16 protein-coding genes are annotated in these 17,953 nt (G+C 41.7%); 7 read left to right on the forward strand and 9 right to left on the reverse strand.

Going from position 1 to position 17,953, the window contains the following annotated elements; all coding sequences use genetic code 11:
- Positions 1-6: 6 nt before the first annotated feature.
- From TY87_RS21290 to TY87_RS21330, 9 genes are all read right to left on the reverse strand, one after another.
- A complete protein-coding gene (locus TY87_RS21290; protein WP_100188587.1) occupies positions 7-819 on the reverse strand; it encodes an ABC transporter permease in 813 nt (270 codons plus the stop codon).
- A complete protein-coding gene (locus TY87_RS21295; RefSeq protein ID WP_198432154.1) occupies positions 816-1,667 on the reverse strand; it encodes an ABC transporter ATP-binding protein in 852 nt (283 codons plus the stop codon). The genes TY87_RS21290 and TY87_RS21295 overlap by 4 nt, the downstream gene beginning before the upstream one ends.
- Positions 1,664-2,671 carry an ABC transporter substrate-binding protein gene (locus TY87_RS21300; protein ID WP_100188588.1) on the reverse strand — a complete coding sequence of 336 codons (1,008 nt, stop codon included), beginning with the start codon at positions 2,669-2,671 and terminating at the stop codon, positions 1,664-1,666. Before TY87_RS21300 ends, TY87_RS21295 begins: the two co-directional genes overlap by 4 nt.
- A gap of 45 nt (positions 2,672-2,716) precedes the next feature.
- Positions 2,717-3,565, reverse strand: coding sequence for a creatininase family protein (locus TY87_RS21305; RefSeq protein ID WP_100188589.1), 849 nt, complete (start codon positions 3,563-3,565; stop codon positions 2,717-2,719).
- Between the two features lie 42 nt (positions 3,566-3,607).
- Positions 3,608-4,072 carry a RidA family protein gene (locus TY87_RS21310; RefSeq protein ID WP_198432155.1) on the reverse strand — a complete coding sequence of 155 codons (465 nt, stop codon included), beginning with the start codon at positions 4,070-4,072 and terminating at the stop codon, positions 3,608-3,610.
- Entirely contained in the window at positions 4,059-5,360 is a 1,302-nt protein-coding gene (locus TY87_RS21315) for an amidohydrolase family protein (protein ID WP_198432156.1), read from the reverse strand. Before TY87_RS21315 ends, TY87_RS21310 begins: the two co-directional genes overlap by 14 nt.
- 2 nt (positions 5,361-5,362) lie before the next feature.
- Positions 5,363-6,304, reverse strand: a complete 942-nt coding sequence (locus TY87_RS21320) for a PDR/VanB family oxidoreductase (RefSeq protein ID WP_100188591.1) — start codon at positions 6,302-6,304, stop codon at positions 5,363-5,365.
- Between the two features lie 144 nt (positions 6,305-6,448).
- Complete coding sequence (locus TY87_RS21325) at positions 6,449-7,078, reverse strand: TetR family transcriptional regulator C-terminal domain-containing protein (protein WP_100188592.1); 630 nt, start codon at positions 7,076-7,078, stop codon at positions 6,449-6,451.
- Positions 7,079-7,534: 456 nt separating this feature from the next.
- Positions 7,535-8,641, reverse strand: a complete 1,107-nt coding sequence (locus TY87_RS21330; protein WP_100188593.1) for a GGDEF domain-containing protein — start codon at positions 8,639-8,641, stop codon at positions 7,535-7,537.
- Positions 8,642-9,018: 377 nt separating this feature from the next.
- On the opposite strand from TY87_RS21330, the gene TY87_RS21335 reads away from it, so the two are divergent.
- The 7 genes from TY87_RS21335 (at position 9,019) to TY87_RS21365 (ending at position 17,669) form a co-directional block, all read left to right on the forward strand.
- The gene (locus TY87_RS21335) at positions 9,019-10,281 is read left to right on the forward strand and encodes a hypothetical protein (protein ID WP_100188594.1); all 1,263 of its coding nucleotides are present in this window, start codon (positions 9,019-9,021) and stop codon (positions 10,279-10,281) included.
- 256 nt (positions 10,282-10,537) lie between these two features.
- Positions 10,538-11,593 (forward strand): sugar phosphate isomerase/epimerase family protein, encoded by a 1,056-nt coding sequence (locus TY87_RS21340; protein ID WP_100188595.1) that lies wholly within the window; start codon positions 10,538-10,540, stop codon positions 11,591-11,593.
- 12 nt (positions 11,594-11,605) lie between these two features.
- A complete protein-coding gene (locus tag TY87_RS21345; protein ID WP_100188596.1) occupies positions 11,606-12,790 on the forward strand; it encodes a Gfo/Idh/MocA family protein in 1,185 nt (394 codons plus the stop codon).
- A 12-nt stretch (positions 12,791-12,802) separates the two neighbouring features.
- Positions 12,803-14,302 carry a sugar ABC transporter ATP-binding protein gene (locus TY87_RS21350; RefSeq protein WP_100188597.1) on the forward strand — a complete coding sequence of 500 codons (1,500 nt, stop codon included), beginning with the start codon at positions 12,803-12,805 and terminating at the stop codon, positions 14,300-14,302.
- A gap of 99 nt (positions 14,303-14,401) precedes the next feature.
- Entirely contained in the window at positions 14,402-15,376 is a 975-nt protein-coding gene (locus TY87_RS21355) for an ABC transporter permease (protein ID WP_012069561.1), read from the forward strand.
- A 103-nt stretch (positions 15,377-15,479) separates the two neighbouring features.
- Positions 15,480-16,448 carry a substrate-binding domain-containing protein gene (locus tag TY87_RS21360; RefSeq protein ID WP_012069560.1) on the forward strand — a complete coding sequence of 323 codons (969 nt, stop codon included), beginning with the start codon at positions 15,480-15,482 and terminating at the stop codon, positions 16,446-16,448.
- A gap of 192 nt (positions 16,449-16,640) precedes the next feature.
- Positions 16,641-17,669 (forward strand): LacI family DNA-binding transcriptional regulator, encoded by a 1,029-nt coding sequence (locus TY87_RS21365; protein ID WP_100188599.1) that lies wholly within the window; start codon positions 16,641-16,643, stop codon positions 17,667-17,669.
- Positions 17,670-17,953: the final 284 nt, after the last annotated feature.

The raw sequence follows: 17,953 nt of genomic DNA on the forward strand, positions 1-17,953 counted from the left end.
GAGATATTAGTTTTCACTTTCATGCCAATGCCCTATTGCCAACTTAGACAAAATAGACATAGCCATAAACAACACAACCCCAGTTAACGAAATCAAAATTAAGGCCGCAAACATACGAGGTATATTTAGCTGATAACCAGACTGTAAAATTTGATAAGCCAGTCCTGTGTTACTTCCTCCTGTTCCAGCCACGAATTCAGCAACCACAGCTCCTACCAAAGACAATCCACTCGCAATCTTCAATGCTGCAAAAAAATATGGTAATGCAGAAGGAATACGCAATCGCCAGAGGACCTGCAATCGACTCGCTTGACGTAATTTAAAATACGCCAGTAGATTCGGAGAGACACTTCTCAAGCCCAAAGTGGTATTAGAGATAATGGGGAATAAGGCCACCAATGTTGAGCAAACAACCAAGGCTAATACTGTGCTTTCAATCCAAATAATAATTAATGGCGCAATAGCAACAATTGGAGTGACCTGCAACAAAACCGCATAGGGGAAAAAGGCCGTTTCTATTGCTCGACTTTGAACAAACAAAAATGCAATACCACAACCAACCACCGTCGCCATCAAAAACGACAGTAAGGTAATTTTCAAAGTAAACAACAAGGATGGCCCTAATAACCCCCAATCCTCATACAAAGTATTAAGAGTGACCAAAGGGGAAGGAAAAATGTATTCTGGGACTTTTCCAGCTGTCACCACGGCTTGCCAAAGTAGTAACAAAATCACGGCAATTACCCCAGGCACAATAACCTTACGAATTCTCGGATGAGACAACCAAGGGCGTTTTGGATTTGGCGCTATAGTATTCATAGCTCATCCTCCGTTGAGGCGCTCACCAAGCAATCATGTAATTGCATTGCATATTCAGTAAAACGCGGCTGCATTCGAAACTCAGCTTTACGAGGAAAAGGCTCTTCGATTTTTATATCTGCAACAACTCTTCCTGGTCTGGCTGCCATCACAATGACACGCTGAGATAAAAAAACGGCTTCATGAATAGAATGTGTGACAAAAATAACAGTCAACCCATTACGCTGCCAAAGATCCAACAAATCACTGTCCAATTTGTAACGGGTGATTTCATCCAAAGCACCAAAAGGCTCATCCATTAACAAGAGATCTGGTTTAATAACCAGCCCCCTTGCAATAGAAACCCTCATTTGCATGCCTCCAGAAAGCTCTTTCGGTAACGCTTCGGAAAATTTTTCTAATCCAACCAGCTTAAGTACTTTTTCAACCCGCTCATCTGCCTCTTTGCCTTTAACGCCTTCTAACTCAAGTGCAAGACGAACATTCTTTCGTACACTGTGCCATGCCATTAATGAAGCTTCTTGAAAAACAAAAGACAAAGTACGGCCATTATTAGCCAGCTGATTAATAGGTTTTCGCCATAACAAAAGTCGACCATCACTCGGTTCTTCAAGACCTGCCACCATTTTTAGCAAGGTACTTTTTCCACACCCAGAAGGCCCCAATAAGGTGACAAACTCCCCTTGTTTGATTTTCAAATCCACCGGCAATAACGCTCTAGTTCCATTGTTATAAACTTTGTCGGTAGATAACAATTCAATGGCGGGAGCAACGCCATCATTTTGCGGATGCTCCTCAAGCATTTGCTCTGAATGATCAAATGCTTTGATGACTGCATTTATACTCATGGCATCACTCTCACTGCATCAACAAATTCAGTGGTGTAAACTTCTGAAAGCGTTACATCTGAAGCGCTAAACAAATTATTCCCAACTGCCATGTCCCAAGTTTTTTTCATACGGCTGTCGCTGATATACCCAATTCCTTTGGTTTGTGCATCGCCACCCGTTACGATGCCAGAGCTATTTAATAAGTTCACCGCGTATGCAATTCGGTCTTCTGTCATATTCGGGTTATCTTTTATGATTAACTCATTACCCTTAGCTGGAGAAGCTAAATACGTTTTCCACCCCTGCATAGAAGCGTCAATAAAACCTTTTATTTCTTCTGGATGCTGCTCAATAACCTCAGTCCGACAAGCAATCGAGTTTCCATAAGGTGGGTAACCTTCTTTACCTATCAGGAAGCTTTTAAAATCTGCCCCTGCTTCTTGCATGGCATAAGGCTCAGAGGTCATATAACCTTGTTGAGCAACGGTTTTATCAAGCATAAATGGCTGAATATTAAAGGTATAAGGGCGGCTCATAGCGTCGGTGAAGCCATACTTTTTCTTTGCCCATGGCCACCAGCTCGATTGTGAACTGCTAGCAATAAGTACAGTGTGCCCTTTCAGATCTTCTAATGTATCAATATCACTATGGGTAATAACAACCGTTGGATCAAACTGGAAGCTTGTCGCTACCATTTTTACCGGAATGCCTCTTTTCTGAGCCATCATCACACCAATATCATCAACAATCGCACACTGAGCTTTACCTGCTGCAAGTAGTTGTAGATTATTGACTTGTGGACCCCCCATACGAATTGTCATATCAAGCCCCGCATTTTTATAAAGTCCCTCGGCAAGAGCCTGATAATATCCACCATGTTCAGCTTGAGCATACCAGTTGGTTATAAAGGTAAACTTCGTCGGCGCTGCCATCACATGTGTCGTGCAGATAGTGGTAGATACTAGTGCGGCAACAGAAAGTACATTAGAAAAAGATTTCTTACTTATCTCATATAGACTCATGGTTCTCTCCTAATTTCATGCTTGATAACACAATAAAAAATGATCTTACTTTCGACTCTGAATATGACCTTGATAATGACCTCTGCCCCAAGAAACCTCTTGGCGCTTCATCCAGTCTGCTTGATAAATTTCAGTGATTGCCTGTGCCCACTGCCCTCCTAATTGTGCCAACAATTGTTGGCCCTGCTCCAAAGTCGCCATTGTAGGATCGCCAATCACACCAGTAGGGCCAAAATCATAACTGGCCCATGCCGCAGCAGGTCTTCCAGTGGTTAGCGTCGGACATGGAAATGGTGGCGGATAGCTTGCTTCAGCTCTTTCCATCTTCACTGAGTCTGGATCCAAAGCCATCATGATGGCAGTCTCACCGTGTCCTGCGTGCATAGACAGCTGCTTCTCTTTATCTGAAAAGAAACTACTATCATGGGCCACACTCCATGCAGAACGGGCAATTACCATATAGTCACCATGACGCAAGCGCAGCTCCCGAGCGGCCATTTCCAAAGGTTGAGGCTGACCGCCATGCGCATTGACCATGAGTAATTTTCTAAACCCTGCACGATAAACAGACTCTCCTATTTCTTGCACCATGTGCAGAAGCGTCTCTCCATTCAAGGTTATCGTCCCAGGGAAATGAATGTGCTCATCTGACTTACCATAGATAATGGGAGGTATACCGTAAGCAGGGATATTATTAGGTAAAAGTGATAGCGCTTTTCCAGCCACCCCTGCTGCAACAGTGGCATCGACAGAACATGGAAGATGCGGCCCGTGCTGTTCAATAGCCCCTACTGGTAAAACAATCACAATATTTTCTTTGTCTTCCAAAGCGTCTATATCAACCCAACTCAAATAGGGTAAAAAACGCTCTTTTGGAGTAAATCCGTGCAACATAAGACACCTCTGTTTATTAACCAGCTATATAGCTTTCGTTCTTTAAATGGGTAAATAAGCCGTAGCTTCTACTTCGATCAACATCTCTTTGCTTGGCAACATGCCACTCACTTCAACAACGGTAGAAATGGGTAATTCATCCAAAAAAAAGTGCTTACGAACTTGGCTGTAATAAGGAAAATGATCTAGATTTTTAAAATACTGAACCAATTTGAATACATCCTTGATGCTCCCTCCCTCGCGAATCATGTGCTCGTTAATCGCATTGAGCACATACCAGCTTTGTGCCAAAATCGGACCCTGTTTAAAATCCGTAGAAAACTCACCTGTACGACCAATTAAATTGGCCGCTTCTGCTGGAATGTCATCAAATCCATTCACAATAATTTGTGCTTTTGGATCAACTGCAATCACACCGGAAAGAAACACAAAGTCCCCTACTCGCTTACTGGCTGCATATTTTGCTAATGGCGCACCACCGGCTGATTCTGCTTTATCTTTCATCATTAACCTCTTTATTTTGATCATTGAAATGGGTATCAAAACGACTATGAAAAATGGATGTATTGGTTATGAACTGACCTTTTCGCATAACTAATCGCGCAATATTACTGGGCCAACTTGAGACGTTCTTGGTATCAAAAATGACGAAGTCAGCCTCTTTACCTACCAAACTAAAATTTTTATCTGTCGCACTGTTCAACCAGTCAAATCGACAAATCGATTGTGACCACACATCAAAAGCATGTTGTAAATGCCCGCTGTATACTCCAAGTTGAAGGGCTTTTACTGGGTCGTATTCGCCTAAATGACAAAAAGCGTCCTGAACATTATCCGTGGCGACCATGGTGGGAATGTTTCGCTGCATTGCTTCATTAACAAGCGTTAGGCCTCGATTTCGGGGAGTTCTTCCAGTTCTCGCGTCTTGAAGTAGTAGATTTGTCCCAGGAAGAGTGACTAAAGTGATAGGATGTTTTGCTACTCGACCCAATAATGTCAATGCAACAGATTCGTCTACACTGCTTAAGGCACAGACATGCCCACAAACGATTCTGGAATGAAAACTCTGCCCATCCAAAATGTCTAACAACGCGGGTAAACCTTGAGGTTCATCAATGAGTTCTTCATCAATATGAAGATCTAGAATCAAGGCTTCGTCGGACGCCGCCTCAATTAAATTTTTTATCCCAATGTAAGTAAAATTACTACTGTGAATGAAGCCCCCCATTTGACTGTCATCAGACAATCGAATGGTGTTAGCTATCTGTCGACTCCATGCCTTATTTTCCAACAAGCCAAGAGGAATAAGCGCCACTCTTTGAAGACGAACACGAGACTGCCATTTTTTCGCTAAATCTCCGAATACATCCCATGCCAATGGAGTGTTTTCAGATACCCAATCCACATGAGTACGTAAAAACACAACACCATTTCGATAAGCTTGTTCTAAAGCTTGTTCTGCTCGATCAAATAAGTCTTCATATGACCAATTCTTTTGATCCGATTTCATCGCCTGAATGGCATTTAACAAGCCAGGCTGCAACTCACCTAAACGATGTATGGTAAAGGTTTTATCTAAATGTGCATGGGCTTCAACCAAACCAGGTAAAACAAGCCCCCCAGACAAATTCGTTCCAGAATCGTCTTGCACAGAAGGGACTACGCTATGAACCTTTCCCTCAAATATGTGAATAGTCGCCAAAGCCGGCGCCATTCCCTCCATTGGCCAGCCTGAAGGTAAAAGCCACTTTGGCAGTCTTGCGTATGTAAGGTATTGATTCTTTGTCAGTCCCATAATCAAAGCTCCAAAGTAAGACTAGAGGAGTTGCATCCAGCACAACACAAAGCGACGTATTCATCTCGCTCTTCAGGCTCCAGACATTCATCACGGTGAATAGGATTACCATCACGCCATCGCACCAGACAGCTTCCACAGATTCCCTGTTCACATACACTTTCAACATGGATGCCAACATTTCGCAGCGCGTTCATCATGGTCATGTTTTCTTCAACAACAACACGCTGATCGCTTTCACTCAGATATAACTCAAACTCATTACTTTTTATTTCTCCGGTCTTTGCTGCGAACCGCTCCTCATGCCAATGGGCTCGCGCCAACACTTCACAGTTCGTTTTGGCCATGGACATCAACCCCTCAGGCCCACAACAATATATATGTGGATCATCGGGCAGTGAGGACAAAATGGTCGTTAGGTCAATAGACTCACGACCATTTAAGAAATAATGGATAGGCCAAGGAGAGTTATTCAAGATATCGAAGAATGGCAATTTTTCGCTGCTGCTAGCACATACGACCAAGGTGAATGGTTCACTTTTAGAGTGCAAGCTGTACGCCATCGACAACATAGGTGTTAAGCCAATTCCACCAGCTATTAATAAATGATGAGAGGCTCTAGCTTCCAATGGGAAAAAGTTTTTGGGCGGACTAATGCTAAGTTCTGTCCCCACGAACACAGAGTTATGCATTGACTTAGAGCCACCACGGCCAGTGTCTTCAAGCTTGACCGCAATACAGTAATGAGCCGAAGCAAAAGCTGGATCACTGCAGAGTGAATAGGCGCGTGCAAATTGTTCGGAGATGTGCACTTCAATGTGTGAACCTGCAGAAAATGAAGGCAAGCTTAAACCTTCTAAAGGCTCAAGCTTATAAAGAACAATATCCTTTGTTAAATACTCACGCCGACTTACTCTGACTTTTATTCTTTCATTTAATTTCATAATCAACCAACCGGTTTGTCCAATCGGTCTAACTTTGCATTTAGTATGCCAATATTCATTGTCCTTAATGAATCATTGCATAAGTAACCTTATAGGAAATGAAAAAAGAAGGGGGGTACTAAAAGCGCTTAATAGTCTTAATAATTAAAGTCCACACCCCTTTAAAATAAGGGTCGTCACTTCATTTATTAAACAGTCTTGAAGATCAGATTCATCCAAAGAAGCCGACATGACTAGCTCTGCTTGAATTCTGTAATCTGCGTAATACTGTGTTAATGCCCAAATATTCATCATCAATAAACGGCCATCCAAAGATCGTATTTTTCCTTGCTGCACCCAATTATTAATTACTTCAGAATTCAATTTAGTGTTATGTAAGGCGCTTGGCCAAAATGGCGCTAAACGTTCACCACCAGATAAAATTTCCATCGTAAATACCCTTGATAGATCAGGATATTTTAAAGCAAATTGTAATTTTACATAGATGTAATGTTTTAATATTTCCGCGGGTGTTTGACTGTCACTCTTCAACTCAGAAAGTCGCCCCCAAGCTCTAAAAAGCTTACTAAGCACCTGATTATAAAGATCTTCTTTATCTACAATATAATAGTGTAATTGGGACTTTCTAAGGCCAGCTCGTTCAGCAATAGACTGAGTTGAAGTACCAATAAAACCATGTCGACTAAATTCATAAATAGCCGCCTGAAGGATATTGTTTTGAATCTCCTCCCGGGTTAGTTTTACTTTCTCTACGCTTTTTGTAACCTTTGTCATTTTTGCACCATACTGTTCTTTCTGATGTTTTTTTGCACACTGAGTGTGCATTTATTTAAATTTATCTGCTAGCAAACTAATCACTTCTGCAAGTCGCTTCACACAGCCCACTTTTTTACAGCGCTCCAAGCTAATTAAAAAAAAGCACTGTGACAAGAAATTTAGGACTTTAGATTGCTGTTCATCTATAGAAATATCACTCTTTTCTTTAACCCCTGCTTCGTAAAAATGTAACCGTGTAATGTCAGAACGCTTTAGATGAATCTAATCAGGAAATACACGGGGTGGATAATATTTGGCATCTTGGTCTGATTCGCAAGTATCTCCATGTAGAAAACGCTATCGAGAGATGCAAGGCTTCAGAAATTCTGGTTAATGGCAATTGACGTAAGAGATTTGTTTTTTGCAGAATAAAAAGGCAAGTAGATGAGGTACGTGTCATCTAAAAATTCTATCTTAGAGCTCTGGTGAATAAGCAAAAACCGTATTTCGTCCTGCCTGTTTTGCTCGATATAAACTGATATCAGAAAATTTAATGGTTTCATTAAAATCGACATCTGGTGATGTTTCACATAGTCCGACACTCAAGGTAATAAAAATACTAATATTGCCATGCTCAAAAGGTGTTTTTTCTACGCACTCACGAACCGATTCCAACAGTATGAGAGCTTCTTGTTCTGCAGTTTCAGGAAGTAATAGTAAAAACTCTTCACCCCCCCAACGTGCTAATGAGTCTTGCGAACGAATACAATCACTCAGTACTCTACTTGTATGTTTAAGCACCATATCACCAACTTCATGACCAAACTCATCATTGATGGCTTTAAATTTATCAATGTCCAAAGTGGCGATAGTTGAAACATTATTAGTAAGTTTTCTTTGCTGATGCTCTTTATTAAGTATTTTTTGGATTCCTCGACGATTTAGTAAGAGTGTCAAATAATCAAACTGAGCTTGATGCTCATACTTCTCCTTCATGGACTTTAGTCGCATAAACGAGTAATGCCGGGCCGCTTCATAAACTCCAGATAAGGCCACTATGGTTAAAAACACATATATCAAACGTGTTTTAAACTCATAAGAATATGTTGTAGCTAAAAGTGCATCACTCGGAAAAAACAACATAGTAGATGAAATAACAAACAAGACTCCATTAGCAATAAGCCCTAGCTTTAAACCTAAGAAAGCAAATGTCACCGAAGGGATGATACAGATCCATAGCGGACCACTATTATTGATACCACCAGAATTTATCAAATAAATACCTAAAGAAAATAAACCTAAAAGAGCTATATAGCGCGAAAGATTATGAAACCGCTTATAAGTAGAAGATTTGAGTATAAAAAAGGATAACAACAATAAAGCGCTTACTAAAAATAAACAGATAGCTAAGCTATAAAGCTGAATGGAGAGGCTATTTAAAGCTGTAAAAAAAGAAATGATGGAGCCCATCAGTCCAAAAAAACCGGCTAAAAAACTTTGTTGATAGCCTTCTTCTCTATTCAGATTTTCGTCGACGTTATGTCTATAATAACGAATCAATTTCCTTAAAAAAAATTGCATGCCTTAGCCTTTTCCTTGCTTGATGGTAGTAACACAGAAAACACACCATGAACCAACAACACGACATTTTATAGATTATGGAAGGTCATCCATACAAAATTACAACTCGAACAAGTCCGATTAATATATGTGCAATATTGATACTCTCAATACATTGAAGAATCAAACATTTAGTATAAAAAACAACCAGCACATGCTAAAAATCAAAAAAACATACATGTTTATAAAAACAACTTCCTTCGACAAGAAATAAATAGCGCGCATAGCCTATTGCCGATCACCTATAGATGCATCACTATTTAAAGCTTATCTTAATGTTACTTAGATCACTCTTGTTAAGAAAAAAACTTCAACAACGCAAGGACAATTCGCTCGTAATGAATCTACTTAAAAAATACACAGGTTGGTTTGTACTCGGCACATTGGTTTTTTATCTATTGTCAGTTGCTCATTTGACCCCTGTGTTATTGCCTACCCTACTGGCGTGGGGAGCCAATATCGCCATGTGGCATACCTTAGCACCAAGCGCAAAGCGACAAGTAACTTGGCTGATGATGATTGGAATAGCAACCTTACTCTTTGCAGGGTCAAAAGGCACATGGATGACGTGGCAGCAGGTTTTTGCGGTTAATTTGCCAATGCTGGCGATGTTTGTTGCTGTCTCTTTTTTAGATCTAACCAGCTCAACAGATGAAAAGCGCCCTTTACCAAAGGGCCTCAGCGCTATATTTAACACGGCGCTTGGCGTGCAAGTATTAGGCGCAGTGATTAATCTATCAGTAATTCTAGTCTTCGCAGACCGTATAAAAGGCGCGATAAAATTAACTCCTGAACAGCAGTTTATATTGACTCGTAACTTTTCCGCGGCGGCTTGGTGGTCACCTTTCTTCGTGGCAACCGGCGTTGCAATAATTTATGCACCAGGAATGCAATGGCAAAAAACACTTATCCCAGGTCTTGCTATGGGGCTAGTCGCCATCATTTTTTCCACTGCAGAAGCCTTTCGACGCACTAAAGGTGATTTTAATGGCTACCCCATTCGTAAAGAAAGCCTCTTCATTCCTATGATTCTGGCTTCTAGTGTTATATTTTTTCATTTCATTTGGCCTGATATCAGCATATTGGTTCTGATCTGTCTGTTAGCACCAAGCGCAACTATACTGCTGATGCGCACGCCATCAAGAAGGAAAAGCTTGTCGCATTTTGTGAACCACAAACTGGCTCAAATCGGCAGTCAGTTTGCATTATTTCTCGCTGCCGGCATCTTTTCTAATGGCATTAGTGCGATTATTCTTAGCTATCCGCAATTCTTTAATTTGGACAGCTTTACGTTTAGTCCGATGCTATTCTCATTGACTCTCGCTATCATGATTATCGCTGGCGTCATCGGAATACATCCTGTTGTGAGCATCGCCATAGCGAGTCCAATGCTGTTGCCATTACACCCAGATCCAACTCAATTAGGCTTTTTGTTTCTAAGCGCTTGGGCTATTTCCGCAGGCAGTAGCGGATTAACAGGGCTGGGATTATTAATGACAAGCCGCTACCAAATCCCCACAAAAACCATCGTAACTAATAGCGTTCACTACGCTATTGTCATGTGGCTGCTTTGCTCGCTGGTAAATAGTTTTTTCTTATAAAAAGCTCTCATATGGTAAGCACAAAACCACTGTTTTTTGTAATGCATTTCATTCCATTAACACTCAATATACATAAAATCGCACTAATTGATCGCTAAAATCCATTTACTTAGCCATTAAAATCACTATACTCAAGCCAAATAATTCAGAAAGACTTTACAAAATACATTGAAAAGTCTTTTTTTATGAACTTAAATGTAATCGATTACAAACATAAAACACCACTCAAATAAAAATAAATATGGGGGTTATTATTATGCAAGCCTTACAAGGTCCAGCTCTTTTTCTCGCTCAATTTGCAGGCGATGAAGCACCATTCGATACGTTTGAAAACATTGTAGAATGGGCAGGAAACCTCGGGTTCAAGGGGGTACAAATACCCACTTGGGATCAAAGACTGTTTGATTTAGATAGAGCTGCAAGCGATCTTAAGTACTGCAAATATATTAAGGACACTCTCGCCAAGCACGGTATGGTGGTAACCGAGCTGTCTACACACTTACAAGGACAATTAGTCGCTGTTCATCCTGCCTACGATGATATGTTCGATGGCTTTGCGCCAGACCATGTCAAAGGTAACCCAGAAGCTCGTCAACAATGGGCGGTTGATCAACTATTTAAATCCGCACAAGCTTCTAAGAATTTAGGACTAACAAATCACGCCACTTTTTCTGGTGCCCTACTCTGGCCTTATCTTTACCCTTGGCCACAAAGACCTGCTGGTTTGGTCGAAGCTGGCTTTGAAGAATTAGCCAATCGTTGGATTCCAATACTTGATGAATTTGACCGCTGCGGCGTCAATGTTTGTTATGAGATTCATCCGGGAGAAGATCTTCATGACGGCGTTACATTCGACTTATTCTTAGCGGCAACCAATCATCACCCGCGGGCTAATATTCTATTTGATCCCTCTCATTTCGTTTTACAACAACTCGACTATTTGCAGTTCATCGACATTTACCATGAACGAATCAAGATGTTCCATGTAAAAGACGCTGAATTTAATGCCACTGGCAGACAAGGCGTATATGGCGGTTACCAAAGCTGGATAGATCGTGCAGGACGCTTTCGCTCTTTAGGCGATGGACAAGTCGACTTCAAGGGTATTTTTTCGAAACTCACTCAATATGATTTTGGCGGTTGGGCTGTAATCGAATGGGAATGCTGTATGAAACATCCAGAAGCCGGAGCCGAAGAAGGCGTCAAGTTTGTCAACGATCATTTAATTCGCGTCACTGAGCGCGCCTTTGATGACTTCGCCAGCAGTGGCATTGATAACGAAACTAATCGACGCATTCTTGGTTTGAAATAGAGGGACAACAACATGACTCACAAACGTATCCGCATTGGTATGGTAGGCGGCGGTGATGGTGCTTTTATTGGCGCGGTACATCGTATTGCAACTCGTATTGACGATGGCTTTGAATTGGTTGCTGGCGCTTTATCTTCTGACTCTGATAGAGCTCTCGCTTCGGCACTTCGGCTTGGTATTGATCAAGAACGCTCCTACTCATCATTCTCTGTTATGGCAGAAAAAGAGAAACAGCGCAAAGATGGTATTCAGGCGGTGATTATCGTCACACCAAATCACATGCACTACCCTGTCGCAAAAGCATTTTTAGAGCAAGGTATTCACGTCATTTGTGATAAGCCCGTAACGAAAGATCTAAACGAAGCCTTAGAATTAAAAGCCCTAGTGGAAAAATCTGGCGCATTTTTTGCCCTTACTCACAACTACACTGGCTACCCTCTCGTTAGGCACGCCAAACATTTGGTTGATACTGGCGTACTAGGAAAATTGCGCGTAATTCAAGTGGAATACGCCCAAGATTGGCTAACAGATCAAGCTGAAAACACAAATAACAAACAGGCAAAATGGCGCACAGATCCAGAAAAATCTGGTCTGGCTGGTTGCTTAGGAGACATTGGAACCCACGCTTTCAATCTAGCTTGTTTTATTTCTGGGCAAAAAGTTCAACAGGTATCTGCAGATTTAACGGCTTTTGTTGATGGCCGCCGCTTGGATGACAACGTTCACACCATGCTGCGCTTTGATGGTGGAGCAAAAGGCATGTTGTGGTCTAGCCAAGTTGCTCCTGGTAATGAAAATGGTTTGAAAATTCGCCTGTATGGAGAAAAAGCAGGCATCGAATGGGCTCAAGAATCCCCTAACGAATTATGGCTTTCACTATTTGGTGAGCCTATTCAGAAAATCACCCGAGCCGGACACGGCGCTGGCGAAGAAGCCAACCGCCTTTCCCGAATTCCAGCAGGTCACCCTGAAGGTTACTTAGAAGGTTTTGCCAATCTATACGTCGACATTGCTGCTGCGATTCATTCCATTGAAGCGGGTGCTGATGTGCGTTCAGTTCAGGGTTTTATTCCTAGTATTGATGATGGTGTTGACGGAATGAAATTCATAACTGCTGTGTTGGCATCATCTGCTAATAACAGTACATGGCACTCTCTAGAAGACAACACGCTCTCAAAGCCAATGACCAGTAACTAGGAGTCAAAGCAAATGAATGACCCCATTATGCAAATTCGCGGCATTGTTAAGGAATTCTCTGGTGTGCGTGTTTTACACAAAATCACGCTGGATATTTTTGCTGGTGAAGTGCTCGGTGTGCTGGGAGAAAATGGCGCTGGGAAATCGACCCTTCTCAAAATTATTAGCGGCATTTATACCAAAACATCGGGCAGTATTAAGATCGATGGTTCCGAGGTATCAATCCAGTCTACCGCGGATGCAAAACGTCTAGGCATTGCCATGATACCGCAAGAATTTAACCTAATTAGTAGCCTAAATGTGTTTGAAAACATCTTTCTTGGCAACGAAATTAAAAAGGGCTTTTTGCTCAACAAATCGGTGATGCGTGACAGAGCCAGTGAACTTCTCAAAGAGTTAGAAACCGACTTAAGCCCAGATGCATTAATAGAGCATCTTAGTGTGGCACAAAAGCAAATGGTAGAAATTGCCAAGGCGCTCGTTAATGAATCACGTATCCTAATTATGGATGAGCCCACGACAGTGTTAACTGATCACGAAGTGGATATCTTTTTCAGCTTGGTGGAAAAACTAAAACAACGTGGTGTCACCATTATATTCATCTCTCACAAACTAAAAGAAGTGAAGCTACTTTGTGATCGTTTGGCCATTTTACGTGACGGCCACCTCGTTAGTGTGGATGACGTTGCAGAAATAGATGAAGAAGACATGGCTCGTAAAATGGTGGGCCGTGAATTAAACCAAATCTATCCTCAGCGTACAGAACATACTGATGAAGTCGTACTTAAAGTAAGTAACCTATCAATCAAAGGGGTGTTACAAGACATCAATTTTGACCTCAAAAAAGGTGAGGTGCTTGGCTTTGCTGGCCTAATCGGCGCGGGTCGAACAGAGACTGCCGAAGCGGTAATGGGACTGCGTAAAAAAGACAGCGGTGAAATTGAAATAAATGGAAAAAAAGCAGTAATCAATTCGATCGCAGATGCGGTGTCTTACAACCTAGCCTACCTATCAGAAGATCGCCAAGGTAAAGGCTTGATCATGAATTTTGATATACCAAAGAACATCACCCTCATTTCGCTTTCCTCTTATGTGAGAGGACTTATTCAGCATAAAAAAGAGAATCAAGTTGCGAGAGAATACGTTAAACGCTTCGACATAAAGGCGGCGTCTTTGCATTCAAACTTGGCCAACTTAAGTGGTGGAAACCAGCAAAAAGTATACTTATCAAAATGGATGGACACTCACCCGAACATCCTCATTTTGGATGAACCAACTCGAGGCATCGACGTGAATACCAAAAAAGAGATATACCATTTTATACGCTCACTGACCGAACAAGGTGTGTCCATCATTGTGATTTCGTCAGAACTGGAAGAAGTCATGGGCTTATCACATCGCGTCATGGTAATGAGATCCGGTCAGATCATGGGAGAGCTCACCGGAGATGCCATCAATGAAAAAGAGATCATGTATTACGCGGCAGGTTTAAAAACCATGGCTCAAGCCTAATTTGAAAAGCTGTTAATGACTAAACGTAAATTAAAAACGACGCCGTGCTTTTTCATAAGCTCAGGTGCAAAAAACAATAAGAATACACGAGGATTCACTATGGCCATGTTCGAATTATCGCCCATGATCACGCGCCTAAAACGACTAGATATAGCAACTTACGCGCCCTTTATCGCATTGCTTTTATTAGTTCTGTTTTCGTCCATTGCCAGCGAGCATTTTTTAATGCCGCGCAATATTACCAACGTATTGAGACAGGTTTCCTATACCGGCATTATTGCCTTGGGTATGACATTCGTCATCATCGCCGGCGGAATCGATTTATCCGTTGGCTCAATGGTGGCTTTGGTTGGCGTACTGTCCATCATGATCATTAATGGTGCTGGCGATGGTTGGTGGGCAGTTGCAATGGCAGTTTCTTCAGCCATCGCTCTAGGAGGTGTATTTGGTGCGATAAATGGGCTAGTCATTACACGTGGTAAAGTAGCTTCGTTTATTGCCACTCTCGCCACCATGTCCATTTTTCGCTCTATGACACTATATATCAGTGATGCGGGGGAAATGGTCTCTCAAAATCAACATTTCGCGGATATTGGTGGCGGTTACTTATGGGCCATTCCCTACCCTGTTTGGGTCTTTCTACTGTTGGCTGTTGCCTATCATATCTTACTAAAACACAGCGCATTTGGACGCCATGTCTGCGCTGTAGGCTCAAACGCAAAAGTAGCATCTTATTCTGCAATTAAAGTGCGCTGGGTATATTTTCTAACTTTTTTAATTGCCGGGGTATCAGTTGGTATATCTGCTGTTTTATTAGCATCGCGCTTAAATTCCGTCAGCCCAGGCGATGCAGGGTTGTTTTATGAGCTAGACGCGATTGCAGCGGTTGTTATTGGCGGCACGGCTCTATCTGGCGGTAAAGGCACCATTTGGGGCACCGTCATCGGTGCGATCATTTTAGGTATTATCAATAACATGCTGAATTTAATGGGCATCTCGCCTTATCTACAAGGCATGGTTAAAGGTCTCGTTATTTTGACTGCGGTTTTAGTGCAATTTAAGGGCGACCGTTAAAGGCTTGGTTTTTCTTACTATGCAAACCAAAGAAGAAAAACAAGAATCCGAGCAAAACAGGCGTTTTGTTCACTATTAAATCAATGTAAAACGGAGAGTATCCATGAAGTATAAAAATAAAATCATGAGACTAATCGCAGTGTTTACTATGCTGTTTGCCTTTGTTGGCACAAGCTACGCTGCAAAATACAAAATTGGTATAAGTGTGCCATCTGCAGACCACGGTTGGACTGCAGGGCTACTTTGGTGGGCAAATAAAGCAGCGGCAGATTTAAAAGCAAAAGAAAAAGACATCGAATTTTTCGTCGTTGCGTCAAGCTCGGGTTCAAAACAAGTGGGCGATGTAGAAGATTTAATGATCAAGGGCATTGATGCTTTGGTTATCCTTCCTCACAACCCAGCAACCTTACAAAAAGTCATTGAAGAAGCCTACGACGAAGGTATCTATACGGTTGTAGTAGACCGTGAACTTGCCCACCCTGCTCAAAATGTCTTCATTGCTGGAGATAACGCCGGTCTAGGTCGTGTTGGTGCCCAATGGTTAGCCAAAGAAATGTCTGGCAAGGGCAATGTTGTAGTGATTGAAGGCTTACAAATTCCTATCAACAAACAACGTGTCGATGCATTTAACGACGTTATTGCTGGTTACCCAAATATCAAAATCCTTGACTCTCAACCAGGTGATTGGTCTACACAAAAAGCGCTATCAGTGATGGAAAACTTCTTGCAGAAGCATCCTAAAATTGACGCAGTATGGTGCCAAGATGACGACATGCTGAAAGGTGTTTTAAAAGCCATTGAAGAGTCAGGTCGTACTGATATCAAAACCGTATTGGGTGGCGCAGGCTCTAAAGACATCATCGAAATGATTCAATCAGGCAATAAAATGGTACGTGCAACGGTCACTTATAGCCCATCTATGATTGCGTCCGGCATTGCTCTTGCTGTTCATGGCGTCAAACACGAAAAACTTGGTTATTTATACCACGAACCATCTCGCGTCATTTTAGGCGCAGACTTGGTGACGAAAGAAAACGCTGCGGATTATTACTTTAAAGACGCCGCTTACTAAGCAGTATTATTAACACTAAGTCATTAGAGCTTTTGCTCTAATGACTTAGTTCTTACAACACTATTTTCCTGAGGAATAGCCGCTGCGCATAGGCAGAGAGTTTGGTAAGATGTGCAATCATAAAAACTCACCGTTAAAAGGCTATGCATTTGGGCGCTACTATTCTTTATTTCTTCTTGCTTTTGGACTCTTATGGCCACAGTTAAAGATGTAGCAAAGCTAGCGGGAGTATCAACTGCAACGGTATCTAGAGCATTAGCCAACCCAGAAATGGTATCTCCTACCACTCGCCAAAAAGTAGAAAAAGCCGCCTCAGAAGTAGGCTATTCTCCAAACGGGCTTGCCCGAAGCTTACGTAAAAGTGAGTCAAAAACCATTGTTGTTGTTCTTCCTAACATAGACAGCACCTTCTTTTCAGAGGTTGTTCATGGCATAGAAGCACTCGCTCATAAACATGGTTACAAGCTATTAATTGGTGATGCTGGCAATGAGTCATCACGACTACGCAGTTATTTTGAGTTATTCGAAAGTAAGCAGGTAGATGGCGTATTATCTCTTTCTTCTGATGTACCTGAATCTATGATTATTAACAGTGCTGGCGAAGTAAAACTCCCCATTGTTATCGCTGGTGAATACTTTTCTGACATTCCTGTACCAACAGTTCACATCGACAATCACTACAGCGCCAAAAAAGGCGTTGAATATTTAATTATGATGGGGCACTACAAAATAGCCTGCATTACAGGAAAAAGAAGTACCCCTGTCTACAATGCTCGTGTAAATGGTCACACAGAAACCATGAAAAAATGGAAAATCCCTGTGACGGATGAATACATAATGGAAGGTGATCTTTCATTCATCGCCGGTTACAATCTTGGTAAACAACTATTATCGCTACCAAACAAACCATCAGCGATTGTTTGCCACAGCGACGAAGCAGCAATTGGCGTGCTCAAAATAGCCAGAGAAATGAACATTCCAGTACCCAGCGAACTATCTGTTATTGGCTTTGATAACTTAGCAATGAGCGAGTATTGCGTGCCTGAATTAACGACGATTCATCAGCCACGACAATTGATCGGTGAAACTTCGATGAAGTTATTACTCGACATATTATCAGGCAAAAAACCAAACCCAGAAATGACCTTGCCCACACAGCTCATCGTCCGCGAAAGCTCATGCCCACCACCAATAGATCAACGACTACAAATAGATTTATAAATAAATGAATACATATACATTAACGAGAAAAGGGATAGCACAATTTTTTAAAATGGTTGCGGGAGCACTTGTTTGAACTTAAAAGTGAACCTACGAATTTTGAAATGGTTGCGGGAGCACTTGTTTGAACTTAAAAGTGAACCTACGATTTAGGGTAATTGATCTTTGAACTTTATTGAAATGGTTGCGGGAGCACTTGTTTGAACTTAAAAGTGAACCTACGATTTAGGGAGATTATTCTTTGAATCTTTATTGAAATGGTTGCGGGAGCAGGATTCGAACCT

This window comes from Marinomonas sp. BSi20584 (assembly GCF_002792415.1).
Taxonomy (GTDB): Bacteria; Pseudomonadota; Gammaproteobacteria; order Pseudomonadales; family Marinomonadaceae; genus Marinomonas; species Marinomonas polaris.

Excerpts from the sequence above, each read along its gene's own strand:
- TY87_RS21295 (WP_198432154.1), bottom strand. The coding sequence starts at position 1,667 with ATGAGTATAAATGCAGTCATCAAAGCATTTGATCATTCAGAGCAAATG.
- TY87_RS21340 (WP_100188595.1), top strand. The coding sequence starts at position 10,538 with ATGCAAGCCTTACAAGGTCCAGCTCTTTTTCTCGCTCAATTTGCAGGC.
- TY87_RS21290 (WP_100188587.1), bottom strand. The coding sequence starts at position 819 with ATGAATACTATAGCGCCAAATCCAAAACGCCCTTGGTTGTCTCATCCG.
- TY87_RS21305 (WP_100188589.1), bottom strand. The coding sequence starts at position 3,565 with ATGTTGCACGGATTTACTCCAAAAGAGCGTTTTTTACCCTATTTGAGT.
- TY87_RS21310 (WP_198432155.1), bottom strand. The coding sequence starts at position 4,072 with ATGATGAAAGATAAAGCAGAATCAGCCGGTGGTGCGCCATTAGCAAAA.
- TY87_RS21315 (WP_198432156.1), bottom strand. The coding sequence starts at position 5,360 with ATGGGACTGACAAAGAATCAATACCTTACATACGCAAGACTGCCAAAG.
- TY87_RS21320 (WP_100188591.1), bottom strand. The coding sequence starts at position 6,304 with ATGAAATTAAATGAAAGAATAAAAGTCAGAGTAAGTCGGCGTGAGTAT.
- TY87_RS21345 (WP_100188596.1), top strand. The coding sequence starts at position 11,606 with ATGACTCACAAACGTATCCGCATTGGTATGGTAGGCGGCGGTGATGGT.
- TY87_RS21365 (WP_100188599.1), top strand. The coding sequence starts at position 16,641 with ATGGCCACAGTTAAAGATGTAGCAAAGCTAGCGGGAGTATCAACTGCA.
- TY87_RS21355 (WP_012069561.1), top strand. The coding sequence starts at position 14,402 with ATGGCCATGTTCGAATTATCGCCCATGATCACGCGCCTAAAACGACTA.
- TY87_RS21335 (WP_100188594.1), top strand. The coding sequence starts at position 9,019 with ATGAATCTACTTAAAAAATACACAGGTTGGTTTGTACTCGGCACATTG.
- TY87_RS21350 (WP_100188597.1), top strand. The coding sequence starts at position 12,803 with ATGAATGACCCCATTATGCAAATTCGCGGCATTGTTAAGGAATTCTCT.
- TY87_RS21360 (WP_012069560.1), top strand. The coding sequence starts at position 15,480 with ATGAAGTATAAAAATAAAATCATGAGACTAATCGCAGTGTTTACTATG.
- TY87_RS21325 (WP_100188592.1), bottom strand. The coding sequence starts at position 7,078 with ATGACAAAGGTTACAAAAAGCGTAGAGAAAGTAAAACTAACCCGGGAG.
- TY87_RS21300 (WP_100188588.1), bottom strand. The coding sequence starts at position 2,671 with ATGAGTCTATATGAGATAAGTAAGAAATCTTTTTCTAATGTACTTTCT.
- TY87_RS21330 (WP_100188593.1), bottom strand. The coding sequence starts at position 8,641 with ATGCAATTTTTTTTAAGGAAATTGATTCGTTATTATAGACATAACGTC.